Origin of the sequence: Methylobacterium sp. WL119 (assembly GCF_008039875.1) — a bacterium.
Classification (GTDB): domain Bacteria; phylum Pseudomonadota; class Alphaproteobacteria; order Rhizobiales; family Beijerinckiaceae; genus Methylobacterium.
In genome coordinates, this window is sequence record NZ_VRUU01000040.1 from 1 (window position 1) to 22,994 (window position 22,994).

A 22,994-nucleotide genomic window follows, 5' to 3' on the forward strand; every position below is an offset into this window, starting at 1 on the left:
GCGGGGGCCGGGCTCGACGGCGCCCTGTTCGGGGCGGGGACGAGCCCGCGCTTCGTCGCCGGGCCGCGGCTGTCGGACGTCGCCGGCCTGTCCTCGACCGAGGGCGATCCGGTGCCGCGCGTCTACGGCCGGGCGAAGCTGGGCGGCACCCTGATCTGGGCGACGCGGCCGCTCGAGGTCGCCAACACGGCCGTCGAGCGGGCGTCCTCCCCGGCGAAGGGCGGCGGCGGGCAGAAGACCGTGCGGACGCGCTACGCCTACTTCGCCAACCTCGCGGTCGGCCTGTGCGAGGGCGAGATCGCCCTCGTCCGGCGGATCTGGGCGGACGGGATCGAGCTCGACCGCACCGCGATCACCTGCCGGGTCCATGCCGGCGCGGCCGACCAGGCGCCCGATCCGCTGATCGTCGCCAAGGAGGGCGCCGACGCGCCGGCCTATCGCGGCCTCGCCTACGTGGTGTTCGAGGGGCTGCCCCTGGCCGATTACGGCAACCGCATCCCGCAATTCGCCTTCGAGGTGGTGCGGCCGGTCAACGGCGTCGCGCCGCTGATCCGCGCGGTGAACCTGATCCCCGGCGCGTCCGAGTTCGGCCTCGACCCGATGCCGGTCACGGTCGATCTCGGCCTCGGCCGGACGCGGGCCGCCAACCGGTTCCAGCTCCAGGCGGCGACCGACGTGGTCGCGTCGCTCGACGCGCTGCAGGCGTTGTGCCCGAACCTCGCCCGCATCGCGGTGGTGGTGGCGTGGTTCGGCGACGACCTGCGCGCCGGGCACTGCACGGTCGCGCCCCGCGTCGAGATCCGCGACAAGGCGACCACCGGCGACGGCTGGCTCGTGGCCGGCCTCGGCCGCACGCAGGTCGCGCCCGTCTCCGCCGCGCCGGACGGCACGCCGGCCTATGGCGGCACGCCCTCCGATGCCGGCCTCAGCCGCCTGATGGCGGAGCTGGCCCGGCGCGGCCTCGCGGTGGTGCTCTACCCGTTCGTGATGATGGACGTCGCCGCCGGCAACGCGCTGCCCGATCCCTACGCGCCCGGCAGCGTCGGCCAGCCGGCCTACCCCTGGCGCGGCCGCATCACCTGCGATCCCGCCCCCGGCCAGCCCGGCAGCCCGGACGGGACGGCGGCGGCCGAGGCGCAGGTGCTGGCCTACTTCGCCGGCGCGCAGGGCTATCGCCGGCAGGTGCTGCACTATGCCGACCTCGCGGCCGGCTGGGCGGCCGCCGGCACGCTGCTCTCCGGCTTCGTCCTCGCCAGCGAGCTCGTCGGCCTCACCCGCGTGCGCGGCGCGGGCGAGACCTGCCCGGCGGCAACGGCGCTGATCGACCTCGCCCGAACGGTGCGCCGGAGGCTCGGGCCGTCGGTGAAGCTCGTCTACGCCGCCGACTGGACCGAGTACGGCGCCCAGGTCCGCGACGGCGGCGCCAGCGTGCGCTTCCCCCTCGACGCGCTGTTTTCCGACCCGAGCATCGACGCGGTCGGGATCGACTATTATCCGCCGATCTCGGACTTTCGCGACACGCCCGCGCAGGCCGACCTCGCCGAGACCGACACGATCTACGACCGCGGCTTCCTCAAGGCCCGGCTCGGCGGCGGCGAGGCGTTCGACTGGTACTACGCCGACGACGAGGCCCGCGCCGCGCAGCGCCGCAGTCCGATCACCGACGGCGCCTACGGGAAGCCGTGGACGTTCCGGCCCAAGGACCTCGTCGGCTGGTGGTCGAGCGCGCACGTCGAGCGGGCGGGCGGGGTCGAGACCCGCGCCACGGCCTGGGTGCCGCGCGGGAAGCCGATCTGGCTCACCGAGATCGGCGTGCCGGCGGTCGACAAGGGCACCAACGGACCCAACGTCTTCCCCGACCCGAAATCCTCCGAGAGCGCCTTTCCGCCCGCCTCGCGCGGCCTGCGCGACGAGCTGATCCAGCTGCGCGGCCTGGAGGCGATCCTGTCGCGGTTCGATCCCGTCGCGGCGGGCTTCGCGGCCGCCGACAACCCGCTCTCGCCCGTCTACGGCGGGCCGATGGTCGACCCGGGCGCGGTCTTCGTCTGGGCCTGGGACGCGCGGCCCTACCCGGCCTTTCCCGACCAGGGCTCGGTCTGGGCCGATGCCGGCAACTGGCGGGTCGGCCACTGGATCACCGGCCGGATCGAGGGCTGCGACCTCGACCGGCTGATCGAGCGGATCCTGTCCGACCTCGGCGTCGCCGTGCCGATCGCGATCGAGGCCGCCGCCTACCTCGACGGCGCGGTGATCGACCGGCCGCTCTCGGCCCGCGCCGCCCTGGAGCCGCTGGCGCAGCTCTACGGCCTCGACGTGTCGGCGGTCGCCGGCACCCTGCAGCTGCGCGGGCCGCGGCGCGAGGCGGCGGTGATCATCGCCGACGACGACCTCGTGCGCGTCTCCGAGGACGAGGCGCCGCTGCGCCGGGTGCGCGCCGAGGAGAGCGGCCTGCCGCGCTCGATCGAGATCGGCTTCACCGATTCCGAGAACCCGGACTATCGCCGCGCGTCCGCCGCCGCGATCCGGCCGGCCGGCGGCCGGCGGCGCGAGACCCGGATCGAGGCGGCGGTCGTCACCCGGCGCGAGACCGCAGAAAACCTTGCCGAGGCGCTCCTCGACCGGGCCATCGCGGGCCGCGACACCGCCGGCTTGACGCTCAGCCCGCGCCGCCTCGATCTCGAGCCCGGCGACCTGCTGGCGACGCCGGCCGGCCTTCAGCGCATCGTGCGCATCGACGACGGGCCGGCCGGCCGCCGGCTCGAGACCCGCGGCGTGCCGCTGCACGGGCCGGGCACGCGGCCGGCGCGCCACGCGTCGACGACCCGGCCCGTCCGGCCTCCGCTGCTCGCCGGCGCCCCGTTCGCGCTCGCCCTCGACCTGCCCGCCGACCGCGGAACCCCGACCGCGCTGCAGTACCTCGCCGCGACCGCCGAGCCGTGGCCCGGTGCGCTGGCGATCTGGCGCTCGGACGGCGCGGGCGCGCCGCTGGCGCTCCACGGCACCGCCGACTACCCGGCCTGCCTCGGGCGGACGCTGACGGCGCTGCCCCCGGGGCCCCTCTGGCGTCTCGACCGCGCGACGCGCCTCGATGCGACCCTGCGCAACGCCGGCGCGCTCGGCAGCCTCGACCTGCCGGCGATGCTGGCCGGCGGCAACCTGTTCGCGGTGATCGCGCCGGACGGCAGCGTGGAGATGATCGCGGCGCAGGAGGCCGTGCTCGTCGGGCCCGAAACGTTCCGTCTCGGCCGGTTGCTGCGCGGGCTCGCCGGCAGCGAGGCGGCGGCCTCGCGCCCGGCCCCGGCCGGAAGCCTGATCGTGCGCCTCGACGACGGCGCGGTGATTCCCCTCGTCGACCGGCTCGACGAGGCCGGGCGCCGGTTCCGCTACCGGATCGGCCCGGCCTCGCGCGATCCCGGCGACCCGTGCTTCGTCGAGATCTTCGCCGCCGCCGGCCTCGCGGCGCTGGCGCCGTCGAGCCCGGTCCACCTCCGCGCCCGGCGCGAGCCCGGCGGCGTGCGCCTGTCGTGGATCCGCCGGGCGCGCCGCGACGCCGACAGCTGGGACGTCGCGGACATTCCCCTCGACGAGGCGGTGGAAGCCTACGCCGTCACCGTCTTCGCCGCCGACGGCCACGGGCTGCGCAGCCTCGCCGCCGCCGGGCCGAGCTTGCTCTACGCCGACGAGGCCGCGGATTTCGGCGGCCCGCAGGCGGTGCTCGACATCGCCGTCGCGCAGGTCGGGGCGGTGTTCGGGCCGGGCCCGGCCACCCGCGCGCGCGTCGCCGTGCGCCGGGGCTGACACCTCGATCCCTCGACGGAGCCCGCCGATGCCGGACACCACGCAGAACCTCGCGCTGCCGCTGATCGCGGCCAACCAGGCGCAGAAGCACGTCACCCACAACGAGGCCCTGGTGCAGCTCGACGCGCTGGTGCAGCTCGCCTGCCTCGACAAGGACCTCGCCGCGCCGCCGGCCGCCCCGGCCGAGGGCGACCGCTACCTTGTCGTCGCGGCCGCGCCCACCGGGGCCTGGGCCGGGCTGTCGGGCCAGGTCGCCTGCTTCCGGGACGGGGTCTGGGTCGGGCTCGCGCCCCGACCGGGCTGGCTCGCCTTCGTGGCCGACGAGGGCGACCTCTACATCTTCACCGGCAGCGCCTGGACGAGCTTCCGCGCCACCCTGGCGAGCCTCCAGAACCTCGCCCGCCTCGGGATCGGCACCGCGGCCGACGCCGTGAACCGGCTGGCGGTGAAGTCCGAGGCCGCTCTGCTCTCCTGGGACGACGCGACGCCGGGCTCGGGCAGCGTGCGGCTCACCCTCAACAAGCAGGCGGCGGCGCGCGATGCCGGCCTGGCGTTCCAGACCGGGTTCTCGACGCGGGCGCTGCTCGGCACCTTCGGCGCCGACGACGTGGCCCTGAAGGTGAGCCCGGACGGCGCGAGCTTCTCGACCGCGCTCTCGGTCTCGGCGGCGACCGGCCGGCTCGCCCTCGGGCGGATCGCCGGGCCGGTGGAGATCGGCACCCATGCCGGCGCGCTTCCCGACGCGCCGCCCCAGACGGTGCTGCGGGTCTCCGGCGCCGACGGGACGACGCCGCGGCTCGTCCTCGACGGATACGGCGCCAACGCCGCGGGACACCTCGCCTTCCGGGCCGCGGCCGGGAGCGCCGCCGCGCCGGCTGCCCTGCCGCCGGATGCCGCGATCGGGCAGCTCTCCGCATACGGCTACGGCGCCTCCGGCTACGCGTCGGCGCCGCGGGTGCAGGTCGCCTTCCTGGCCTCGGAGGCGTGGTCGGACGCGTCGCAGCCGACGCGGATCAGCCTGCGCACCACGCCGGCCGGCACCACGGCCACGGCCGAGGCGTTCGCCGTCGAGGCCAGCGGGGCGGTGCGCCTCGCGCCGCTGGCCGCCGACCCGACGACGGGGCTCGCGCAAGGGCAGCTCTACGCCGACAGCACCGCGACCGCGCTCAAGTGGTACACCGGCACGGGCTGGGCGCGGATCAGCAATTTCGCCAAGGCGGCGGCGACCACGAGCTTCGACAACTACGTCCCGGCCGGCGCCTGGACGAAGGTGCAGTTCAACATCGCCGACAGCAACGACCAGGGCGCGTTCGCGGCCGCGACGAACCGCTTCACCGCCCCCGAGGCCGGCCTCTATCGGGTCTCGGCCATGCTCACCTACAAGCGCAACAACGCGAGCGCGCCGACGGCCTTCGAGGTCCAGCTCTACCGGAACGGCGCCCCCGCCGGGCGCGGCCGCGCCGCCGCGACCGGTGCGCTGGTGGACGGGGTCACCGCCCTGTCGCTCGCCACGACCCTGAAGCTCGCGGCCGGCGACGGCGTCGAGGTCTGGGTGCGGTTCACGGGGGCCGACGGCTACGTGGCCGCGGCCGATGCGTCCTTCGGCGCGCAGCAGCTGGGCTGAGGCCGGGCGCCCGCCGCACCGACCGCCGTTCCCCGCCCCGGAGATCCCCATGAATCTCACCCTTATCGGCGAGGCGTGCCTCATCGCGCGCGAGGGACGGCGGCTGACGGCCTACCGCGATTCCGTCGGCGTCTGGACCATCGGCGTCGGCCACACCTCCGCGGCGGGGCGCCCCCGCGTCGTCCCCGGCCTCGCGATCACCGCGGCCGAGTGCGACGCGATCTTCGCGCGCGACGTCGCGACCTACGTCGCCGCGGTCCGCGACGGCCTGACGGCGGCGGTCGGGCCGCACGCCTTCGATGCCCTCGTCTCGCTCTGCTACAACATCGGCCCGGCGGCCTTCGCCGGCTCGACCGTCCTGAGACGGATCAACGCCGGCGACGCGGCCGGTGCCGCCGACGCGCTGCTGCTGTGGCGCAAGCCCGCGGCGATCCTGCCCCGCCGCCGCGCCGAGGCCGAGCAGCTCGTCACCGCCTACGCCGTCGCCCTGCCGCGCCCGACCGTGAACGCCGCGCGGCTCCGGATCGCGGCCCCCGTCGCCGCGGTCACGGACCCGGGCGTCGCGACCCCGGTCCTGGTGCCGACCGTGCCGCGGCCGGGTCGGCTCGCGCGGCTGCGGCACCGAATCGAGGCCTGGCTCGCCGCGGCCGCCGCGCCGGCGAAGGCCCGGGCCTGATCCGCCGCGCCCGATCCCAGATCCCGTGCCGGCCGGGTCCAGCCGCGCAACCCCAGCCGAAGGATTCGACCATGTCCCGCTTCTCCGCGGCGCCGGCGCTCGCCGGTGCCCTCTCGATCGGCCTCGCGGCCCCGCCCGCCCTCGCCGCGGCGGGGGGCGCCGTCGTGCTGCCCTGGGGCGACTGGATCGTCGGCTTCGCCACGACGGCGCAGGCGGTGCTGACGCCGCTCCTCGTCGCCCTGGCGACCGGGCTGATCGCCCGGTTCGCGCCGCTGCTCGGCTACGTCCTGTCGAAGTCCGTCGTGGAGGGCATGGTCCGCCGGGTCACCGACTACGCGCTCAACGCGGTGGCCGGCGCCGCCAAGGGGCAGGTGCTCACCGTGCCGGTCGGCTCGGCCGTCATCGCCGCGGCGGTGCAGCGGGCGTCCGACCAGGTGCCGGGCTTCGTCGTGAAGGCCGCCGGAGGCCTGCCCGGCATCGCCGAGAAGGTGTTCCGCCGCCTCGCGTTGGAAGACCGCGCGACCGCCGCCAACACGCTCGCGCCGGCCCTCGCCGCCGCCGGCCTCGCGGCGCGATAGCGCCGGAGCGACGGCCCCGTCCGCGGCCGGGACGCCCGTGCGGGTGCTCGAACGACACGCTGGCATCCGCGGAGGGACGGCATGGACGCGACACCACGAAGCCCGGCGGAGCGCGACCCCGCCTGCCGCCGGGCGGCCCTCGCGGCGATCGGCGAGGGCGTCGGCCGGGTGCTGCCGCCCCCCGACGACGGCCTCGGCGAGACCCTGATCCGCCGCGCCTACGCCGAGCGGGCCGCGACCGAGCCGGACGTAGACCGGCTGGTCGTCCGGTTCGGCACCGAGTGGCGCAGCTTCATCCGGCACCAGACGCCGGACCGCCTCGCCGCCCTCGACGCGGTGATCGACGACCGGATCGAGCGGCGGGCGCTGGCCCGGTACTACCGGCGGATGAAGCATGCGGCGGTCGCCGTCGCCGTCACGGCCTTCGCGCTGGCGCAGTTCGGGATCGACCGGCTGCCGCTCGTCCGCCAGATTTGGCGGCTGTTCCGGGGAGATCTGCGATGAGCGCCGCCCTCGACCGCTGGCTCACCCGGCTCTACCACGCGGTCGGCGGGAGCCTGTTCCTCGCGCTGTGCGCCTTCGTCTCCTACACCGCCGGCGACTGGCACGGGCCCTACCGCGTCCGCTCGACGGACCTGCTGACGCCCGAGGTCGCGCCCGGCGGCGCCCTGCGCCAGACGCGGGTGATCGCCTACGGCGCCGAATGCGCGCTGCACGTCACGTGGCGCCTGCAGAGCCTCGGCGCCGACGGGCGCCGGGTGATGCTCCCCGAGATCGCCTTCGATGCGCCGCCCTGGGACCGCGACGGCCGGCCCCAGACCATCGAGACCGAGATCCCGGCCGACTTCCCCTGCGGCCCCGCGATCCTGGTCGAGAGCCCGTCGGCCGCCTGCAACTGGCTTCAGCGCACCGTCTTCCGCCAGCGCCAGCCGGACGCGATCCCCCCCTTCCGGGTGACCTGCGGCGGGGTCACAGGTCCAGCATTCCGGGCGACGGCGCGTGCACCGTGAAGGCTGCCCCCTCGTGAACCCAGCTGCCGCCGGCCTGGGCCTTCTCGAAGGCCGCCGTCTCGGCGGTGCCGGCCGTGTAGTGGTGCTCGCCGGTCGCGGTGTCGAGGAAGCGCTGCACCGTCAGCGCGTCGGCGCCGGCCAGCGCCGGGTCGGCATAGGCCTGGAACGCCACGCCCTCGTCGTGGAAGCTCGGCATCATCGCGTCGATGTGGGCGCGCTCCGTGGGGCTCGCCGTATAGAAGTGCTCGCCCGTCCGCGTATCGACGAAGCGGAACACGTCCACCGTGTCCGCACTCGTGGCGGGCGCCATCCAGGCCACGCCCTCCGCGGTGTAGGACGGCAGGTTCTGCGCGACGTAGGCCCGTTCGCTCGCGCTCGTCGTGTAGAGGTCGTCGCCGGTGCTCGCGTCGCGGAAGTGGAAGGTGTCGCTCGGCGACGCCGCGGTCGGCGCGCTCGCATAGGCCCGGATGTAATCGATCGTCATCTGCGCCGACGCCGCGTCCGGGTCGCCGGCCCAGGCCCCGCCGACGGCGAGGTTGGCGATCAGGTACATCGGCTTGTTGAGATCGGCCGGCGTGGCGGCCTGGAAGGTCGGGTGCCCGTCGTAGTACCAGGTGATGGTGTCGGGCTCCCAGTCGACGCCGTAGGTGTGGAAGCCCGACGTCATGTCCGGCACGGCGACGTTCGCCTCGTCCAGGTAATGCGTCGCGTCGACCCGCTGGCTGCCCGAGACCTGGCTGTGGACGGTGTTGCGCAGGGTGTTCGGGTCGCCGCCGACCATCTCCATCACGTCGAGCTCCGGCGGCCAGCTCCCGTCCGCGGGCAGCATCCAGAACGCCGGCCACATTCCGTGGGCCGCGGGGAGCTGCGCGCGGATCTCGAAGTAGCCGTAGGTCTGGCTGAAGCTGTGGTAGGTGTTGATCATCCCCGACGTGTAGGTCTGCCCCTCGATCGAACCCTGGATGTCGGGGGCGGCCGGCGCGGCGGAGATCGTCAGCGCGCCGTCGGAGACCTGGAACGGGTCGGGCAGGCCGGCCGTGCCGCCCGCGGCGCCGTCCGCGCCGGCGACGTAATATTGCAATTCATCGTTGTATGGCATCGTCCCGGTCGCGCGGACCTTCGTCGACCATTGCGGCGCCCCGACCGTGTCGAGGCCCGTCGTGCCGTTCCACGGCGTGAACGCGTCGAACTCCTCGGCGAAGGTCAGCGTCGCGGTCTGCGACAGGTGGTTCGGATCGATCGCCATGACGGGTCCCGCCTCACGCGGGCGGCCGAAGCCGCCGCGCATGATGAATACAACTCAAAATAGAATAATCGGTTTACAAACTTGGTTCCGCGGTGCGCTGGGTCGTTTGCGGTCTTCGGCCGCCGCTTCGGGCGCCATCTGCGTCTTCGTTGGGCGGGTTCGCGTATAAACTACCGACGGCCTCGGCGTTCGACAGTCGTCGCGCGTGGCCTCTTCGTCGCCGATCCTCGCTCCGTCCGGCGGCGGCCGGACGCGCATCCCCGTGGATCGCACGGGGCGCGATGGAACCGCTGCGGTTCTCGGCCGTAACGCTTCGCAGCTTCCCACGGACCTTCGATGAGACCCGCCGCCGCCCGAGCCACCCTCCGCCCGCACGGCCCCGGCCATGGGTCCGCGGCCGGCGGCATTCAGGGCGCATTCAGTGCCTCGGGCCGACAGTCCCTCCCCATGCGCTACCCCCTCGCCCTCGCAGCGATCTGCCTGACCGCCGCGGCCCTTGCGGCGGGCGGCCTCGGCATATCGGCGGAGGAGACCCGCGAGGCGGCCCCGGCCGTCGCCGCGCCCGGCCCGCCGCAGCTGCGGGTCGAGGAGTGCCTGTCGCCCGCCGACATGCGCGAGGAGGTGTCCGAGCGCCGGGTGATCGCGCCGGTGACGGCGATCAAGGCCGCGCGCACGGTGATCCCGCGGGCCGAGATCCAGCGGGCGAGCCTGTGCCGCCACGCCGACGGCCTCGTCTACATGCTGACCGCCTTGCGTCGGGACGGCCACTTCGTGCACGTGATGGTCGACGCCAAGACCGGCCAGGTGGCGGGCCAGTACTGACGGCCGGGAAGGCCGTCGCTCGAGGGAGGGTGATCCGTGCGTCTGCTCGTGGTCGAGGATGACCGGGACATCAACCGGCAGGTGGTCAGCGCGCTGGAGGAGGCGGGCTACGTCGCCGACAAGGCCTTCGACGGCGAGGAGGGCGGCTACCTCGGCGAGAGCGAGCCCTACGACGCGATCATCCTCGACATGGGGCTGCCCAAGGCCGACGGCGTCAGCGTCCTGCAGAAGTGGCGCCGCGCCGGGATCAAGACCCCCGTCATCATCCTCACCGCGCGCGACCGCTGGTCCGACAAGGTCGACGGGTTCGATGCCGGCGCCGACGACTACGTCACCAAGCCGTTCCACATGGAGGAGCTGATGGCGCGCGTCCGCGCGCTGCTTCGCCGCGCCGCCGGCCACGCCACCAGCCAGATCGCCTGCGGCCCCGTCACCCTCGACACCCGCTCGGGGCGGGTGTTCGTCGACGGCAACCCGATCAAGCTGACGAGCCACGAATACCGGCTGCTCTCCTACCTGATGCACCACACCGGCCGCGTCGTCTCCCGCGCCGAGCTGACCGAGCATCTCTACGACCAGGATTTCGACCGCGATTCGAACACCATCGAGGTGTTCGTCGGCCGCCTGCGGAAGAAGCTCGCGGTGGACCTGATCCAGACGGTGCGCGGGCTGGGCTACCTGGTCGACCCGAGCCAGCCGCCGGCACGGGTGTGACGGAGCGGGCTACGACCGAGCGCGACCGTCATGTCGGCTCGAGGGGAAGCCTTCCCGCCGAGCCGGATCACGGTATCCCACCCGGCGGTCGGTCCCGCCGCCCGTGCCGCAGCATGCGCCACCCATGAACGCCGTCCTCAGCCTGTTCTCGCTCCGCCGTCGCTCGATCGCCGTGCGGCTCGCCGTCTCGGCGCTGCTCGCCAGCTCCGCGATCCTGCTGATCGCCGCCTGGATCCTGACGACGCTGTATCGCGAGACCACGGAGCGGGCCTTCGACAGCCGGCTGCTGGTCTTCGCCAACAACCTCGCCACCGACCTCGTCACCCCGAGCGACACCGAGAGCCGGGCCTTCACGCTCGGCGACCCCCGCTTCGACCTGCCGCTGTCGGGCTGGTACTGGCAGGTCGGCAAGCCCGACGCCCGGCCGCGGGACCTGCGCACCTCGCGCTCCCTGGTCGGCGTGCCCCTGAAGCCCGCCACCGATCCCGACGGCAAGGCGGGGGTCGGGCAGATCCGCCAGGGCTACGGGCGGGCGCAGGACGACCGGCTGCTCCGCATCATCGAGCGCGACGTCGACCTCGGCGAGGACGGGCGCTACACCGTGCGCGTCGCCGGCCCCGCCGACGAGATCGTCAACGACGTCGAGCGCTTCCGAAATTCCCTGTTCATGACCTTCGGCCTGCTCGGCCTGTCGCTCGCGCTGACGACCCTGCTGCAGATCCGCTTCGGCCTGGCGCCGCTGAAGAAGATGCGCGCGGCCTTGGGCGCGATCCGGCGCGGCGAGGCCGACCGGATCACCGGCACCTATCCGCGCGACATCGCCCCGCTCACCGGCGAGGTGAACCTCCTGATCGAGACCAACCGCGAGATCCTGGAGCGCGCCCGCACCCAGGTCGGCAACCTCGCCCACGCGCTCAAGACGCCGCTCTCGATCATCGTCAACGAGGTCGGCGCCTCCGACGCCCCGGCCGACCTCGCCGAGAAGATCCGCGAGCAGGCGGCGGTGATGCGCGACCAGGTGAACTACCACCTCGACCGGGCGCGCGCCGCCGCGCTCGCCGGCACGCTCGGGACCTCGACCGACGTCGAGCCGGCGCTCGCCGGCCTGGTGCGGACCTTCGGGAAGATCTATCGCGACAAGGACATCGCCTACGAGGTCCATGTGCCGCCGGGCCTGCGCTTCCGCGGCGAGCGCCAGGATTTCGAGGAGATGGTCGGCAACCTCGTCGACAACGCCTCGAAATGGGCAGCCGGCCGCGTCGCGATCCGGGCTGAGGCGGTGGATGCCCACGATTATCCCCACCTTCTCGTGGCGATCGAGGACGACGGCCCCGGCCTGCCGGAGGAGGCGCGCTCGGCGGTGCTCGGGCGCGGGCGGCGGATGGACGAATCGAAGCCCGGCTCCGGCCTCGGCCTCTCGATCGTCGCCGACCTCGCCACGCTCTATCGCGGCCGCTTCCGCCTCGAGCAGGCGGCGCTCGGCGGCCTGCGCGCCGTGCTCGAGGTGCCGGGCGACGTGCCCAAGGGCGCCGCCGGGCATTGAGCCCTGCGGCCGTGGCGGCGGCCGCCCCCGCCCCGTCGCTCCCGTCCCGTCGCCCTTGCCCTGTCTGCTCTCGTCCCGTCCGCCCTTGTCATCGCGAAAAACTTGCGTGACACCGTGACGCCGAGGGCGGGCATCGTGCCGCCCGTGCCCGCTCTCTACCATCGGCGGCACGGCCATTCGGCTCCAGCGGGGGCCGTCTTATCAATCGAAGGGATGGAGCTGCCGCGGCCTCGCCTTGCGCGAACCGGGACCGCTTCGAAGGTGCGATGACGGCGATCTGGTTCATTCTGGCGGCCATGACCGCCGCGGCCGTCCTGGCCCTGCTCTGGCCGATGTCGCGCCGCGTCGCCATCGTCCCCGATGCGGCCGGCACCGTCACCGAGACGGCGTTCTACGAGGACCAGCTCGCCGAGATCGAGCGCGACCTCGATCGTGGGCTGATCGCCCCGGCGGAGGCGGAATCCGCTCGCACCGAGGCCGCCCGCCGGCTCCTGCGCGCGAGCCGCGCGCCGGCCCCCGGAGAGGCGAGCGTGGCCGAGCCGCGCCTGCGCCAGCGCCGCGCGGCCTCGGCCTTCGCGCTCTCGACGATCCCCCTGGTCGCCCTGCTCGCCTACGGCCTCTACGGCTCGCCCGACCTGCCGGCCCAGACGCCGGCCGACCGCCAGGCGGTGCAGTCGGGCGCGCAGGACCTGATGAAGGCCGTCGGCCAGATCGAGGCGCGGCTGGCCGCCGACCCGAACGACGCGCGGGGCTGGGCCGTGCTGGCGCCGGTCTACATGCGGCTCGGGCGGTTCGAGGATGCCGCGCGGGCCTACGCGGCGATCGTCCGGATCAAGGGCGAGACCGCCGAATCCCTGTCCGACTGGGGCGAGGCGATGGTCGCGGCCGGCAACGGCATCGTGCCCGAGGAGGCCAAGGCCGCCCTCACCCGCGCCCTCGCCCTCGACCCGAAGGCGCCCAAGCCCCGCTTCTACCTCGCCCGTGCCGCCGAGCAGAACGGCGACACGGCCGAAGCGATCCGCCAGCTCACCGCCCTGAACGACACGAGCCCGGCCGACGCGCCCTGGCTCGGGCTGGTGCGCGAGAACCTAGCGCGGCTCAAGGGCGACCCCGCACCGCAATTGTCCGGGACGCCGTCGAAATCCGCCCCCGGGCTGCCGCCCGAGCAGCGCGCCGCGATCCAGGGCATGGTCGACGGCCTCGACGAGCGGCTCGCGGCCAAGGGCGGCAGCGCCGACGAGTGGCTGCGGCTCGCCCGCTCCCGCGGCGTGCTCGGCGAGCCCGAGCGGGCGCAGGCGGTGCTGGAACGCGCCCGCGTCGCGCTGAAGTCCGATCCCGCGGCGCTCGCGAGCCTGGAAGCGGGCGCGCGCGACCTCGGCCTGTCCGGCAGGCCGGCCGACGGCATGGCGCGCGATGGGCGCAGCGCCGCGCCTCCGGCCGCCCTGAACGCCACGACACCCGAATCCCGCGCCGAGACCGAATCGGCGGCCGCCGCGGTGTCGGCGATGCCGCCGGCCGAGCGCGACGCCGCGATCCGCGGCATGGTCGCCGGCCTCGATCGCCGGCTCGCGGCCAAGGGCGGCAGCGTCGACGAGTGGCAGCGCCTGGTGCGCTCCTACAGCGCCCTCGGCGATCCCGAGCAGGCCGGCAAGGTCCTGAGCCGCGCGCGGATGGCGCTCGCCGCCGACCCGGGCGCGGCCGAGAAGCTCGACACCCTGGCCAAGGAGCTCGGCCTTCCGGTCCGCCCCTGACGATCTGTCCCGGCACGGGCGACTTGACCCGGGACGCGCCGCGTCCGACATCCGAGGGACAAGAATGAGGACGGTCCCGCACCGGGCCGACCTCCGTGAGGTCGGCACCGGGGCCGGACCAACCCGCCGGGGACGGACCCACTCGTGACGCGCAAGAGCCGCCGCCTGATCCTGATCGCCGCCTGCGGCGCCGTCCTGGCGCTCGCCGTCGGGCTCATCCTGTCGGCGATGAGCGGCTCGATCGTGTTCTTCCGCTCCCCCAGCGAGGTGGCGGCACAGGGCGTCGGGCCGGGCACGCGCTTCCGCCTCGGCGGCCTGGTCAAGGACGGCTCGCTCCAGCGCGGGCCGAACCAGACGGTGGACTTCGCCGTGACCGACACCAACGCCACCGTCCAGGTCCAGTATACCGGCCTTCTGCCCGACCTGTTCCGCGAGGGGCAGGGCGTGGTCGCCGAAGGGACGCTCGAGCCGGGCGGCATCTTCCGCGCCGACACCGTGCTGGCCAAGCACGACGAATCCTACATGCCGCGCGAGGTCGCGGACGCGCTCAAGGCGCAGGGGCGCTGGCAGGAGGGCGGCAAGGACGGCAAGGGCTCCGTGAGAATGGACCCGCCGAAGGCCGCCGACGCCGCGCCCCCGAACCTCGGACCGCGCACCGAGCGCTGAAACCGATGTCCGAACGCCGAAAACCGATGTCATTGACTCGAGGAACCGCCGCTTGATCGTTGAGGTCGGACATTTCGCGTTGGCGCTCGCGCTGGCGCTCTCCCTGGTCCAGTCGGTGATGCCGATCTGGGCCGCCCGCTCGGGCGACGCCGCCCTGCGGCAGGTGGCGACGCCGGCCGCGCTCGGCGCCTTCGCCTGCGTGCTGTTCGCGTTCGCCGCGCTGACCTACGCCCACGCCACGTCCGACTTCTCGGTCCAGAACGTGGTCGAGAACTCGCACACGACGAAGCCGTTCATCTACAAGCTCTCCGGCGTCTGGGGGAACCACGAGGGCTCGATGCTCCTCTGGATCCTGATCCTCACCCTGTTCGGCGCGATGGTGTCGGTGGCGCGGGACTCGGTGCCGCCGGTGCTGCGGGCCAACACCCTGGCGGTGCAGGGCTTCATCACCTTCGTCTTCGTGCTGTTCGTGATCACCACCTCGAACCCGTTCACGCGGGCGGTGCCGGCGCCGGTGGAGGGCAACGACCTCAACCCGCTGCTGCAGGATTTCGGCCTCGCGGTGCATCCGCCGCTGCTCTACGTCGGCTATGTCGGCTTCTCGATCACCTTCGCCTTCGCCATCGCCGCGCTGATCGACGGGCGCATCGACGCCGTCTGGGCCCGCGCCGTGCGCCCGTGGACGCTGACTGCCTGGAGCTTCCTGACGCTCGGCATCGCGATGGGCAGCTACTGGGCCTATTACGAGCTCGGCTGGGGCGGCTGGTGGTTCTGGGACCCGGTCGAGAACGCCTCGCTGATGCCGTGGATCGCCGGCACGGCGCTCCTGCACTCGACCGTGGTGATGGAGAAGCGCGACGCGCTGAAGGTCTGGACGGTCCTGCTTGCGATCCTCACCTTCTCGCTCTCGCTACTCGGCACCTTCATCGTGCGCTCCGGCGTGCTCACCTCGGTGCATTCCTTCGCCACCGACCCGACCCGCGGCATCTTCATCCTCGTGATCCTGATCCTGTTCATCGGCGGCTCGCTGACGCTGTTCGCGTGGCGCGCCCCGATGCTGCGGCAGGGCGGCCTGTTCGCACCGATCTCGCGCGAGGGCGCGCTGGTGATGAACAACCTGTTCCTGGTGGCCGCCTGCGCCACCGTGCTCGTCGGCACGCTCTACCCGTTGCTGCTCGAGATGCTGACGGCGGAGAAGATCTCGGTCGGGCCGCCGTTCTTCAACTACACCTTCGTGCCGCTGGCGATCCCGCTGCTGCTGATCGTGCCGTTCGGGCAGACCCTGGCCTGGAAGCGCGGCGATGCGCTCGCTGCCTCGCAGCGCCTGTTCGCCGCGCTGGGCCTCGCCCTGGCGATCGGCCTCGGCACCCTGGCCTGGACCTGGGGGGGGCCGGCGATGGCGCCCGTCGGCGTGGGCCTGGGCGCCTACCTCATCGTCGGCTCCGTCCTGGAGATCGTCTCGCGGGCCCGCGGATACGGCAGCAGCCGCACCCGCGCGGTCGGCGTGGTCTGGCGCCGGGCGCTCGGCCTGCCGCGCTCGGCCTGGGGCACGGCCATCGCCCATGCCGGCGTCGGCGTGGTGGTGCTCGGCATCGCGGCGCAGGGCTGGGCCACCGAGGGCCTCGCCACCCTGAAGCCCGGCCAGACGCTGGCCACCGGCCCCTACGTCGCGACGCTCGATCGCGTCGCGCCGCGCCCCGGCCCGAACTACGAGGAGGTCGCGGCCTTCCTCACCATCCGCAACAAGGCCGGCGACGAGATCGGCCGGGTCGACACCGGCAAGCGCTTCTACCCGAGCCGCAAGATGACGGTGACAGAATCTGGCCTGCTCACCCGCGGCGTGAGCCAGGTCTATGCCAGCCTCGGCGAGATCGCGCCCGACGGCAGCATCGGCCTGAGGCTGTACTACAAGCCGCTGGTGCTGCTGATCTGGCTCGGCGCTGTGGTGATGGCCCTCGGCGGCGGCCTGTCGCTGACCGACCGGCGCATGCGCGTCGGGGCGCCCGCTCGCGCCAAGCTCAAGCCGGTTCCCCCGCACGCGGTCCCGGCCGAATGAGCCCCGCGCGCGCGCTCCGCCGCGTCCTGCTCGCCGGCCTCGTGCTCGGGGGGGCGACCGCGGCCCAAGCCGTGCAGCCGGACGAGGTGCTGAAGGACCCCGCCCTCGAGCATCGCGCGCGGGACATCTCGTCGGGCCTGCGCTGCCTGGTTTGCCAGAACCAGTCGATCGACGATTCGGATGCGCCGCTGGCCAAGGATCTGCGGCTGATCGTGCGCGAGCGGCTCAAGGCTGGCGACACCAACCAGGGCGTCGAGGATTACGTGGTGAACCGCTACGGCGAGTTCGTGCTGCTGCGCCCGGTCTTGGCCCTGCACACCGTCCTGCTGTGGCTGACGCCCCTGCTCGCGGTGCTGCTCGGCGGCTTCGGCATCTGGCGCCTGTCGCGCCGGAAGGCGCCGGCGCCGGAGCGCGGCCTGTCCGCCGCCGAGGAGGCCGACGTCGCGGCGCTGCTCCGCCGGGAGTGATCCGCGCGCCGTAGCGTCTCCCGAACGTCCGGCCCATGATGCACGCTGGCGGATTCGAGACGACGCGTCCGAAACGGCACGAGTCTTGGATCCGCCTTTCGCGAGAAGAACCCGCGAAGGGGAACGCGCATGGCCACGGCGACTCTCACCATCTCGAGCCGGAACTACTCGTCGTGGTCGCTTCGCGGCTGGCTGATCTGCAAGATGGCCGGTCTCGACTTCGAGACCGAGGTGCTGCCCGGCGGCGACGAGACCTCCCGCGCCGAGCTCCTCCACCTGTCGCCCTCGTTCCTCGTGCCCCGCCTGCACCACGAGGGCATCGTGGTGTGGGACACGCTGGCGATCGCGCAATACCTCAACGAGACCTTCCCCGAAGCCGGCTTCCTGCCGAAGGACGCCGCCGCGCGGGCGCATTGCCGCTCGATCAGCGGCGAGATGCATGGCGGGTTCATCAACCTGCGCTCGGCCCTGCCGATGAACCTGAAGGCCTTCCACCCGCGCTTCCGGGTGTTCAACGGCGCCAGGGGCGACATCGAGCGCATCGTCACGATCTTCGACGATTGCCTCGCCCGCTACGAGGGCCCGTTCCTGTTCGGCGAGCGCCCGACGCTGGCCGACGCGATGTACGCCCCGGTCTGCACCCGCTTCCGCACCTACGACGTGACCCTGCCGCCGCGCGCCACCGCCTACCGCGACGCGATCCTGCACTGGCCGCTGATGGTCGAGTGGGCGGAGGCCGCCGCCGAGGAGCCGGAGGAGATCGAAGAGCTCGACATGGAGTTCTGAGGACGGGCTTCTTCCCTCCCCCGCAGAGGGGGAGGGAAGGTCGCGCGCGAACCTGCCGAAGTGCCTAACCCTTCGGCCAGGCCCGGATGTCGACGAAGCGGCCCGCCACCGCCGCCGCCGCAGCCATGGCCGGGGAGACGAGGTGGGTGCGGCCGCGATGGCCCTGGCGGCCCTCGAAGTTGCGGTTCGAGGTCGAGGCGCAGCGCTCGTTCGGGCTGAGGCGGTCGGCGTTCATGCCGAGGCACATCGAGCAGCCCGGCTCGCGCCAGTCGAAGCCGGCGGCCTTCAGCACCGCGTCGATCCCCTCGGCCTCGGCCTGTGCCTTCACCAGCCCGGAGCCCGGCACCACCATCGCCGAGACGCCCGCGTGGACCTTCTGGCCCGCGACCATCTTGGCGACGATGCGCAGGTCCTCGATCCGGCCGTTGGTGCAGGAGCCGATGAACACCCGGTCGAGGGTGATGTCGGTGATCTTGGTGCCCGGCGTCAGCCCCATGTAGGACAGCGCCTTCTCCTTCGAGGCGCGCTTGTTCTCGTCGAGGATCGTCGCCGGATCGGGCACCGAGCCCAGCACCGAGATCACGTCCTCGGGGCTCGTGCCCCAGCTCACGATCGGCGGCAGGCTCGCGGCGTCGAGCCGGACCTCGCGATCGAAATGCGCGCCCTCGTCGCTGACGAGGCTCTCCCAATAGGCGCGGGCCCGTGCGAAGGCCTCGCCCTTCGGCGCCATCGGCCGGCCCTCGCAATAGGCGTAGGTCGTGGCGTCGGGCGCGACGAGGCCGGCGCGCGCGCCGCCCTCGATCGACATGTTGCAGATCGTCATCCGGCCTTCCATCGACAGCGCGCGGATCGCCTCGCCCGCATATTCGATGACGTGGCCGGTGCCGCCGGCGGTGCCGATCTCGCCGATGATCGCGAGCACGATGTCCTTGGCGCTGACGCCGGCCGGCAGCGCGCCGTCGACGGTGACGCGCATGTTCTTGGCCTTCTTCTGCAGCAGCGTCTGCGTGGCGAGCACGTGCTCGACCTCCGAGGTGCCGATGCCGTGGGCCAGCGCCCCGAACGCGCCATGCGTCGAGGTGTGGCTGTCGCCGCAGACGATGGTCTGGCCGGGCAGGGTGAAGCCCTGCTCGGGGCCGATGATGTGGACGATGCCCTGGCGGCGATCGAGCGCGTCGTAGAACTCGATGCCGAAATCCTGGACGTTCTGCGCCAGCGCCTCGAGCTGGATCCGGCTCTCCGGGTCCTCGATGCCCTTGGAGCGGTCCGAGGTCTGGACGTTGTGGTCGACCACCGCCAGCGTCTTCTCCGGGGCGCGCACCGTGCGGCCGGCCACGCGCAGGCCCTCGAAGGCCTGCGGGCTCGTGACCTCGTGGACGAGGTGCCGGTCGATGTAGAGCAGCGTCGAGCCGTCGGCCTCGACGTCGACGACGTGGTCGTCCCAGATCTTGTCGTAGAGGGTGCGCGGGCTCGTCATGGCTCTGGTCGCTTCGCGGCGTGTCTGTGGCCGGCCTCTAGCCGGCGCGGAGGTCTTTAGTAAGGTTCGAAACGCGATTTCGGAAGTGCTCGCCGGCCGGCCGCCGCAAATGGCTGACCGGCATCGGCTGCAGGGGGGGCGGCCGGCCGCCTCCGGTCACGGCCGCCAGAACGGCTTGTCGGCCTCCGCGCGAACGGCACGGCGGTCGAGGCCGGCGTCGCGCAGCTGGTCGTCCCGCAGGCCGGCGAGCTCGCGGCGCGCCCGGTGGCGCCGGATCCAGGTCCGCACCACGGACGGATCGAGACCGAAGATCCGCCAGCGGTCGGAGGCGGATGGCGACTGGGGTAGGGATGTGGCGGCGGGCATGATCAGCGGTCCGAAGCGGGGAGGGGAAAGCGATCCGGCCGGGATTGCCCGGGCAGGATTGAACCGATACGAATCTCGGTTCAATATGTTTATTGGCCTCGGATCAATTTAGCGGATGACCGATTACCGGAGCGTCGCCGACGCGGTCGCGGCGGAGATCGCCAGCGGGCAGATCAAGCCGGGCCATCGCCTGCCGCCGCAGCGCGCCTTCGCCTACGAGCGCGGCATCGCGGTCTCGACGGCGAGCCGCGTCTACGCCGAGCTGGCCCGGCGCGGCCTCACCCTCGGCGAGGTCGGGCGCGGCACCTACGTCCGCTCGGACCTGAGCGCCCCGGTCCGGATGCAGCCGGAGCCGGCCCCGGGCGCGGTCGACCTCCAGCGCACCCATTCCAACCTGCCGGAACAGGACGTCGTGCTGACCGAGGGGCTGGCCGCCCTCTCGCGGGCCGGCGCCACGGGCGCGGCCCTGAACCAGTACGGACCGGCGGGCACGCCCCGGGCGCGGGCCGTCGCCGCCCGCTTCCTCGCACGCGGCGATTTCGCCCCCGATCCCGACGGCGTCCTGTTCACCGGGAACGGGCGGCAGGGCTTGGCTGCGGTCCTGGCGGCGCTGGCGCGGCCCGGGGACCGCATCGGCTGCGAGCCGCTGACCTATCCGGTGGTGAAGGGCATCGCCGCCCGCCTCGGGATCGCCCTCGTCCCGCTCGCCCTCGACGCGGAGGGCATCCGGCCCGACGCGATCCTGCAGGCGCATCGTGCCGCCCCCTTGAGCGGCCTCTACCTCCAGCCGACCCTTCAGAACCCCCTGGGCCTTACCATGGGGCCGCATCGCCGGTCCGAGATCGCGGCGGTGCTGGCCCAGACAGGCCTCGTCGCGATCGAGGACGCGGTCTACAGCTTCCTCTCGGATGCGGTGCCGCTGGCGGCCCGGGCGCCGGGCCGGACGATCGTGATCGACAGCCTGTCGAAGCGCGTCATGCCGGGGCTGACGGTCGGCCTGATTGCGTCGCCGCCCGATTGGACCGACCGCCTCTCGGCCTCCGTCCGCCAGGGCGGATGGGCCGCGACCGGGTTTCCGCTCGCCGCCGGAACCCACTGGATGGGCGACGGCTCCGCCGCGCGGCTCGCCGTGGTCAAGCGCGCGGACGCGGTCGCGCGGCAGAACCTGGCCCGCGATTGCCTGGGCGACCTGTCGATCGGCGGCGACCCCTGCGCCTATCATCTCTGGCTCGACCTGCCCGAGACCTGGCGCGCCGAGGCCTACGCGACGGCGGCCCTGCGGCAGGGCATCGCCATCACGCCGGCCTCGGCCTTCGCCATCGTCCCGGGGCATGCCCCGAACGCCGTGAGGCTCGCGCTCGCCGCGCCGCCGCGCGACGACCTGCGCCGCGCCCTCACGGCGCTGCGCCGCCTGGTCGACGTGCGCGACGACCAGATGATCGACGAGATGGGATAGCCTGGACCCGGAGCCGCGCGGCCCGTACGGCCTTGTCGCCACCGCATGGGGCGCCCATCATCGCGCCGGAACCACGCCCCGACGGCGCTAGGAGCCGACCTTTGAGCCTTCGACCCGAACTCCTGATGCTGAAGCCGATGCTCGCGAGCGTCGGCGAGGCGTTGACGCCCGCCTTCGACCTGCACCGGCTCGACGCCGCGACCGACCGCGACGCGTTCCTCGCCGAGGTCGGCCCGCGCATCCGCGGCCTCGCCGTCAACGCCCAGGCCGTGGTCGACGGGCCGCTGCTGGACCGGCTGCCCAACCTGGAGATCGTCGCCAATTTCGGGGTCGGCTACGACACCATCGCTGCGGCCGAGGCCGGGCGGCGCGGCGTCGTCGTCACCAACACGCCGGACGTGCTCACCGACGAGGTCGCGGACCTGGCGATCGGCCTGCTGCTCGCCACGGTGCGGCAGATCCCGCAGGCGGACCGGTATCTGCGCGCCGGGCGCTGGCCGGAGAAGCCGTTCCCGCTCACGGCGTCGCTGCGCGGGCGCCGGATCGGCATCCTCGGGCTCGGGCGGATCGGGCGGGCGATCGCGAGGCGGCTCGAAGGCTTCGGCGTCGCGGTCGCCTATCACGGGCGGCGCCCGCAAGGCGACGTGCCCTACGCCTATCATCCGACCCTGGTCGGGCTGGCGCAGGCCGTCCACGTGCTGATGGTGGTGGCGCCGGGCGGCGCCGGCACGGACGGCCTAGTCGATGCCGCGGTGCTCGCCGCCCTCGGGCCGGAGGGCCTCCTGATCAACGTCGCCCGCGGCAGCGTGGTGGACGAGGCGGCGCTGGTCGCGGCGCTGGAGGCCGGCACGATCCACGCGGCCGGCCTTGACGTCTTCGCCGCCGAACCGCACGTGCCGGAGCGGCTCGTCGCCCTCGACCGGGTGGTGCTGCTGCCGCATGTCGGATCGGGCACGCACGAGACCCGCGCCGCCATGGGGCAACTCGTCGTCGACAACCTGATCTCGTGGTTCGAGGGCCGCGGGCCGCTCACGCCGGTGGCGGAGACGCCCTGGCCGGCAGCGGGCGCCCGGGCATGAATCCGGCCCGGAACACCGTCTGCCTGCGGCTGGCCGCCGGGGCCTGGCTCGCGCTGGTCGGCGCGGCCGCCGGGCAGGATGCTCCCGCCCCGTCCGCTCCTCCGGCCTCGCCTGCATCCGAGCCTCCGGCCGCGCCCGCACCCTTCGCGATCACCCTGCCCGAGGGGCGCGGCGGCGTGCCCGGCACCTGGGACCTCTCGCGCGACGGCACCAACCGGCGCTGCGTGATGACGCTGGCCTCCGAATCCGGCGAGGCCGGGCAGAAGGTGTACTTCCCGGCCGGGTGCCGGCGGTCGGTGCCGGTGGTGGGCGCGGTCGCCGGCTGGCTCTTCGCCGACGGCGTCGTCCGCCTCGTCGACCGCAACGTCCGCCCGGTGCTGGCCTTCGCCAAGCGGCCCGACCAGCGCAGCTACGTCGCTACCGCCGAGGCGGGCGAGAGCTACAGCCTGGTGCCCCTCGAGATCGCGGCGATGCGTGCGTCGAGCCCCCTCGACCCGATGGCAATCGCCGCGGCGCCGCCCGAGGCCGCGCCCGATCCGGTGCCGGCGCAAGCTCCGCGGTCGGCCCCGGGGCCCGGGGCGCCGGCGGGGATCTACGCGCTCGACCGCCTGCTCAACCGCGACGTCTGCCGCCTCGATCTCGGCGACGGGCCGGGTGCGCCGGTGCGCCTCCTCCCGGGCTGCCGCGACAGCGGGATCGAGGTGTTCGATCCGGCGACGTGGCGCACGAGCGAAGGCCGCATGACCCTGGTGGCCAAGCGCGGGCACGTGGTGAACCTCGTGCCCGCCGGCGACGGAACCTGGCGGCGCGACCCGGAGACCGGCGTCGCCTTCGTGCTCCGCCGGGTCGCGCCCTGAGGCTTGCCGCCGCCGGGCTCGT

Annotated in this window: 20 protein-coding genes; 17 read left to right on the forward strand and 3 right to left on the reverse strand. The window is 73.7% G+C overall.

Going from position 1 to position 22,994, the window contains the following annotated elements:
- From FV227_RS15280 to FV227_RS15305, 6 genes are all read left to right on the forward strand, one after another.
- Positions 1-3,798 (forward strand): glycoside hydrolase/phage tail family protein (locus FV227_RS15280; RefSeq protein WP_147859376.1); only part of this gene is annotated, 3,798 nt, incomplete at its 5' end.
- A 28-nt stretch (positions 3,799-3,826) separates the two neighbouring features.
- Complete coding sequence (locus FV227_RS29520) at positions 3,827-5,422, forward strand: DUF2793 domain-containing protein (protein ID WP_210246721.1); 1,596 nt, start codon at positions 3,827-3,829, stop codon at positions 5,420-5,422.
- A 49-nt stretch (positions 5,423-5,471) separates the two neighbouring features.
- Positions 5,472-6,098, forward strand: a complete 627-nt coding sequence (locus FV227_RS15290; protein ID WP_147859377.1) for a lysozyme — start codon at positions 5,472-5,474, stop codon at positions 6,096-6,098.
- 71 nt (positions 6,099-6,169) lie between these two features.
- A complete protein-coding gene (locus tag FV227_RS15295; RefSeq protein WP_147844812.1) occupies positions 6,170-6,676 on the forward strand; it encodes a hypothetical protein in 507 nt (168 codons plus the stop codon).
- A gap of 81 nt (positions 6,677-6,757) precedes the next feature.
- On the forward strand, positions 6,758-7,180 hold the full coding sequence (locus tag FV227_RS15300; protein ID WP_147859378.1) for a hypothetical protein: 423 nt from the start codon (positions 6,758-6,760) through the stop codon (positions 7,178-7,180).
- Positions 7,177-7,686, forward strand: a complete 510-nt coding sequence (locus tag FV227_RS15305) for a hypothetical protein (protein WP_147729442.1) — start codon at positions 7,177-7,179, stop codon at positions 7,684-7,686. Before FV227_RS15300 ends, FV227_RS15305 begins: the two co-directional genes overlap by 4 nt.
- Here FV227_RS15305 and FV227_RS15310 read toward each other — a convergent pair.
- A complete protein-coding gene (locus FV227_RS15310) occupies positions 7,646-8,932 on the reverse strand; it encodes a family 16 glycosylhydrolase (RefSeq protein ID WP_147729443.1) in 1,287 nt (428 codons plus the stop codon). The two genes, FV227_RS15305 and FV227_RS15310, sit on opposite strands and share 41 nt — an antisense overlap.
- Positions 8,933-9,379: 447 nt before the next feature.
- On the opposite strand from FV227_RS15310, the gene FV227_RS15315 reads away from it, so the two are divergent.
- From FV227_RS15315 to FV227_RS15350, 8 genes are all read left to right on the forward strand, one after another.
- Complete coding sequence (locus tag FV227_RS15315; RefSeq protein WP_147844218.1) at positions 9,380-9,754, forward strand: PepSY domain-containing protein; 375 nt, start codon at positions 9,380-9,382, stop codon at positions 9,752-9,754.
- 36 nt (positions 9,755-9,790) lie between these two features.
- Positions 9,791-10,468 (forward strand): response regulator transcription factor, encoded by a 678-nt coding sequence (locus tag FV227_RS15320; protein WP_147729507.1) that lies wholly within the window; start codon positions 9,791-9,793, stop codon positions 10,466-10,468.
- Positions 10,469-10,592: 124 nt separating this feature from the next.
- Positions 10,593-12,011 carry a sensor histidine kinase gene (locus FV227_RS15325; protein WP_147729508.1) on the forward strand — a complete coding sequence of 473 codons (1,419 nt, stop codon included), beginning with the start codon at positions 10,593-10,595 and terminating at the stop codon, positions 12,009-12,011.
- A 266-nt stretch (positions 12,012-12,277) separates the two neighbouring features.
- Entirely contained in the window at positions 12,278-13,762 is a 1,485-nt protein-coding gene (gene ccmI / locus FV227_RS15330) for a c-type cytochrome biogenesis protein CcmI (RefSeq protein ID WP_147859379.1), read from the forward strand.
- A gap of 144 nt (positions 13,763-13,906) precedes the next feature.
- Positions 13,907-14,428, forward strand: a complete 522-nt coding sequence (gene ccmE, locus FV227_RS15335; RefSeq protein ID WP_147729140.1) for a cytochrome c maturation protein CcmE — start codon at positions 13,907-13,909, stop codon at positions 14,426-14,428.
- 52 nt (positions 14,429-14,480) lie between these two features.
- Positions 14,481-16,484, forward strand: a complete 2,004-nt coding sequence (locus FV227_RS15340) for a heme lyase CcmF/NrfE family subunit (RefSeq protein WP_147729139.1) — start codon at positions 14,481-14,483, stop codon at positions 16,482-16,484.
- A complete protein-coding gene (locus FV227_RS15345; RefSeq protein WP_147859380.1) occupies positions 16,481-16,951 on the forward strand; it encodes a cytochrome c-type biogenesis protein in 471 nt (156 codons plus the stop codon). The genes FV227_RS15340 and FV227_RS15345 overlap by 4 nt, the downstream gene beginning before the upstream one ends.
- 129 nt (positions 16,952-17,080) lie before the next feature.
- Positions 17,081-17,737: a glutathione S-transferase family protein gene (locus FV227_RS15350; RefSeq protein ID WP_147728451.1), complete on the forward strand. Its 657-nt coding sequence runs from the start codon at positions 17,081-17,083 to the stop codon at positions 17,735-17,737.
- Positions 17,738-17,801: 64 nt separating this feature from the next.
- Here FV227_RS15350 and leuC read toward each other — a convergent pair whose 3' ends face one another.
- Both leuC and FV227_RS15360 read right to left on the reverse strand, forming a co-directional pair.
- The gene (gene leuC / locus FV227_RS15355; RefSeq protein WP_147728450.1) at positions 17,802-19,214 is read right to left on the reverse strand and encodes a 3-isopropylmalate dehydratase large subunit; all 1,413 of its coding nucleotides are present in this window, start codon (positions 19,212-19,214) and stop codon (positions 17,802-17,804) included.
- 156 nt (positions 19,215-19,370) lie between these two features.
- Positions 19,371-19,580 carry a DUF1127 domain-containing protein gene (locus FV227_RS15360; protein ID WP_147728449.1) on the reverse strand — a complete coding sequence of 70 codons (210 nt, stop codon included), beginning with the start codon at positions 19,578-19,580 and terminating at the stop codon, positions 19,371-19,373.
- 115 nt (positions 19,581-19,695) lie between these two features.
- On the opposite strand from FV227_RS15360, the gene FV227_RS15365 reads away from it, so the two are divergent.
- The 3 genes from FV227_RS15365 (at position 19,696) to FV227_RS15375 (ending at position 22,972) form a co-directional block, all read left to right on the forward strand.
- The gene (locus FV227_RS15365; protein ID WP_147859381.1) at positions 19,696-21,036 is read left to right on the forward strand and encodes a PLP-dependent aminotransferase family protein; all 1,341 of its coding nucleotides are present in this window, start codon (positions 19,696-19,698) and stop codon (positions 21,034-21,036) included.
- 125 nt (positions 21,037-21,161) lie between these two features.
- Positions 21,162-22,115 (forward strand): 2-hydroxyacid dehydrogenase, encoded by a 954-nt coding sequence (locus FV227_RS15370; RefSeq protein ID WP_147859388.1) that lies wholly within the window; start codon positions 21,162-21,164, stop codon positions 22,113-22,115.
- Positions 22,112-22,972 carry an AprI/Inh family metalloprotease inhibitor gene (locus FV227_RS15375; protein ID WP_147859382.1) on the forward strand — a complete coding sequence of 287 codons (861 nt, stop codon included), beginning with the start codon at positions 22,112-22,114 and terminating at the stop codon, positions 22,970-22,972. The genes FV227_RS15370 and FV227_RS15375 overlap by 4 nt, the downstream gene beginning before the upstream one ends.
- Positions 22,973-22,994 lie beyond the last annotated feature (22 nt).

What these genes read in the sequence shown, in the direction of transcription:
- FV227_RS29520 (WP_210246721.1), top strand. Translation starts at nt 3,827, where the DNA reads ATGCCGGACACCACGCAGAACCTCGCGCTGCCGCTGATCGCGGCCAAC.
- FV227_RS15290 (WP_147859377.1), top strand. Translation starts at nt 5,472, where the DNA reads ATGAATCTCACCCTTATCGGCGAGGCGTGCCTCATCGCGCGCGAGGGA.
- FV227_RS15295 (WP_147844812.1), top strand. Translation starts at nt 6,170, where the DNA reads ATGTCCCGCTTCTCCGCGGCGCCGGCGCTCGCCGGTGCCCTCTCGATC.
- FV227_RS15300 (WP_147859378.1), top strand. Translation starts at nt 6,758, where the DNA reads ATGGACGCGACACCACGAAGCCCGGCGGAGCGCGACCCCGCCTGCCGC.
- FV227_RS15305 (WP_147729442.1), top strand. Translation starts at nt 7,177, where the DNA reads ATGAGCGCCGCCCTCGACCGCTGGCTCACCCGGCTCTACCACGCGGTC.
- FV227_RS15310 (WP_147729443.1), bottom strand. Translation starts at nt 8,932, where the DNA reads ATGGCGATCGATCCGAACCACCTGTCGCAGACCGCGACGCTGACCTTC.
- FV227_RS15315 (WP_147844218.1), top strand. Translation starts at nt 9,380, where the DNA reads ATGCGCTACCCCCTCGCCCTCGCAGCGATCTGCCTGACCGCCGCGGCC.
- FV227_RS15325 (WP_147729508.1), top strand. Translation starts at nt 10,593, where the DNA reads ATGAACGCCGTCCTCAGCCTGTTCTCGCTCCGCCGTCGCTCGATCGCC.
- ccmI (WP_147859379.1), top strand. Translation starts at nt 12,278, where the DNA reads ATGACGGCGATCTGGTTCATTCTGGCGGCCATGACCGCCGCGGCCGTC.
- FV227_RS15345 (WP_147859380.1), top strand. Translation starts at nt 16,481, where the DNA reads ATGAGCCCCGCGCGCGCGCTCCGCCGCGTCCTGCTCGCCGGCCTCGTG.
- FV227_RS15350 (WP_147728451.1), top strand. Translation starts at nt 17,081, where the DNA reads ATGGCCACGGCGACTCTCACCATCTCGAGCCGGAACTACTCGTCGTGG.
- leuC (WP_147728450.1), bottom strand. Translation starts at nt 19,214, where the DNA reads ATGACGAGCCCGCGCACCCTCTACGACAAGATCTGGGACGACCACGTC.
- FV227_RS15360 (WP_147728449.1), bottom strand. Translation starts at nt 19,580, where the DNA reads ATGCCCGCCGCCACATCCCTACCCCAGTCGCCATCCGCCTCCGACCGC.
- FV227_RS15365 (WP_147859381.1), top strand. Translation starts at nt 19,696, where the DNA reads ATGACCGATTACCGGAGCGTCGCCGACGCGGTCGCGGCGGAGATCGCC.
- FV227_RS15370 (WP_147859388.1), top strand. Translation starts at nt 21,162, where the DNA reads ATGCTGAAGCCGATGCTCGCGAGCGTCGGCGAGGCGTTGACGCCCGCC.
- FV227_RS15375 (WP_147859382.1), top strand. Translation starts at nt 22,112, where the DNA reads ATGAATCCGGCCCGGAACACCGTCTGCCTGCGGCTGGCCGCCGGGGCC.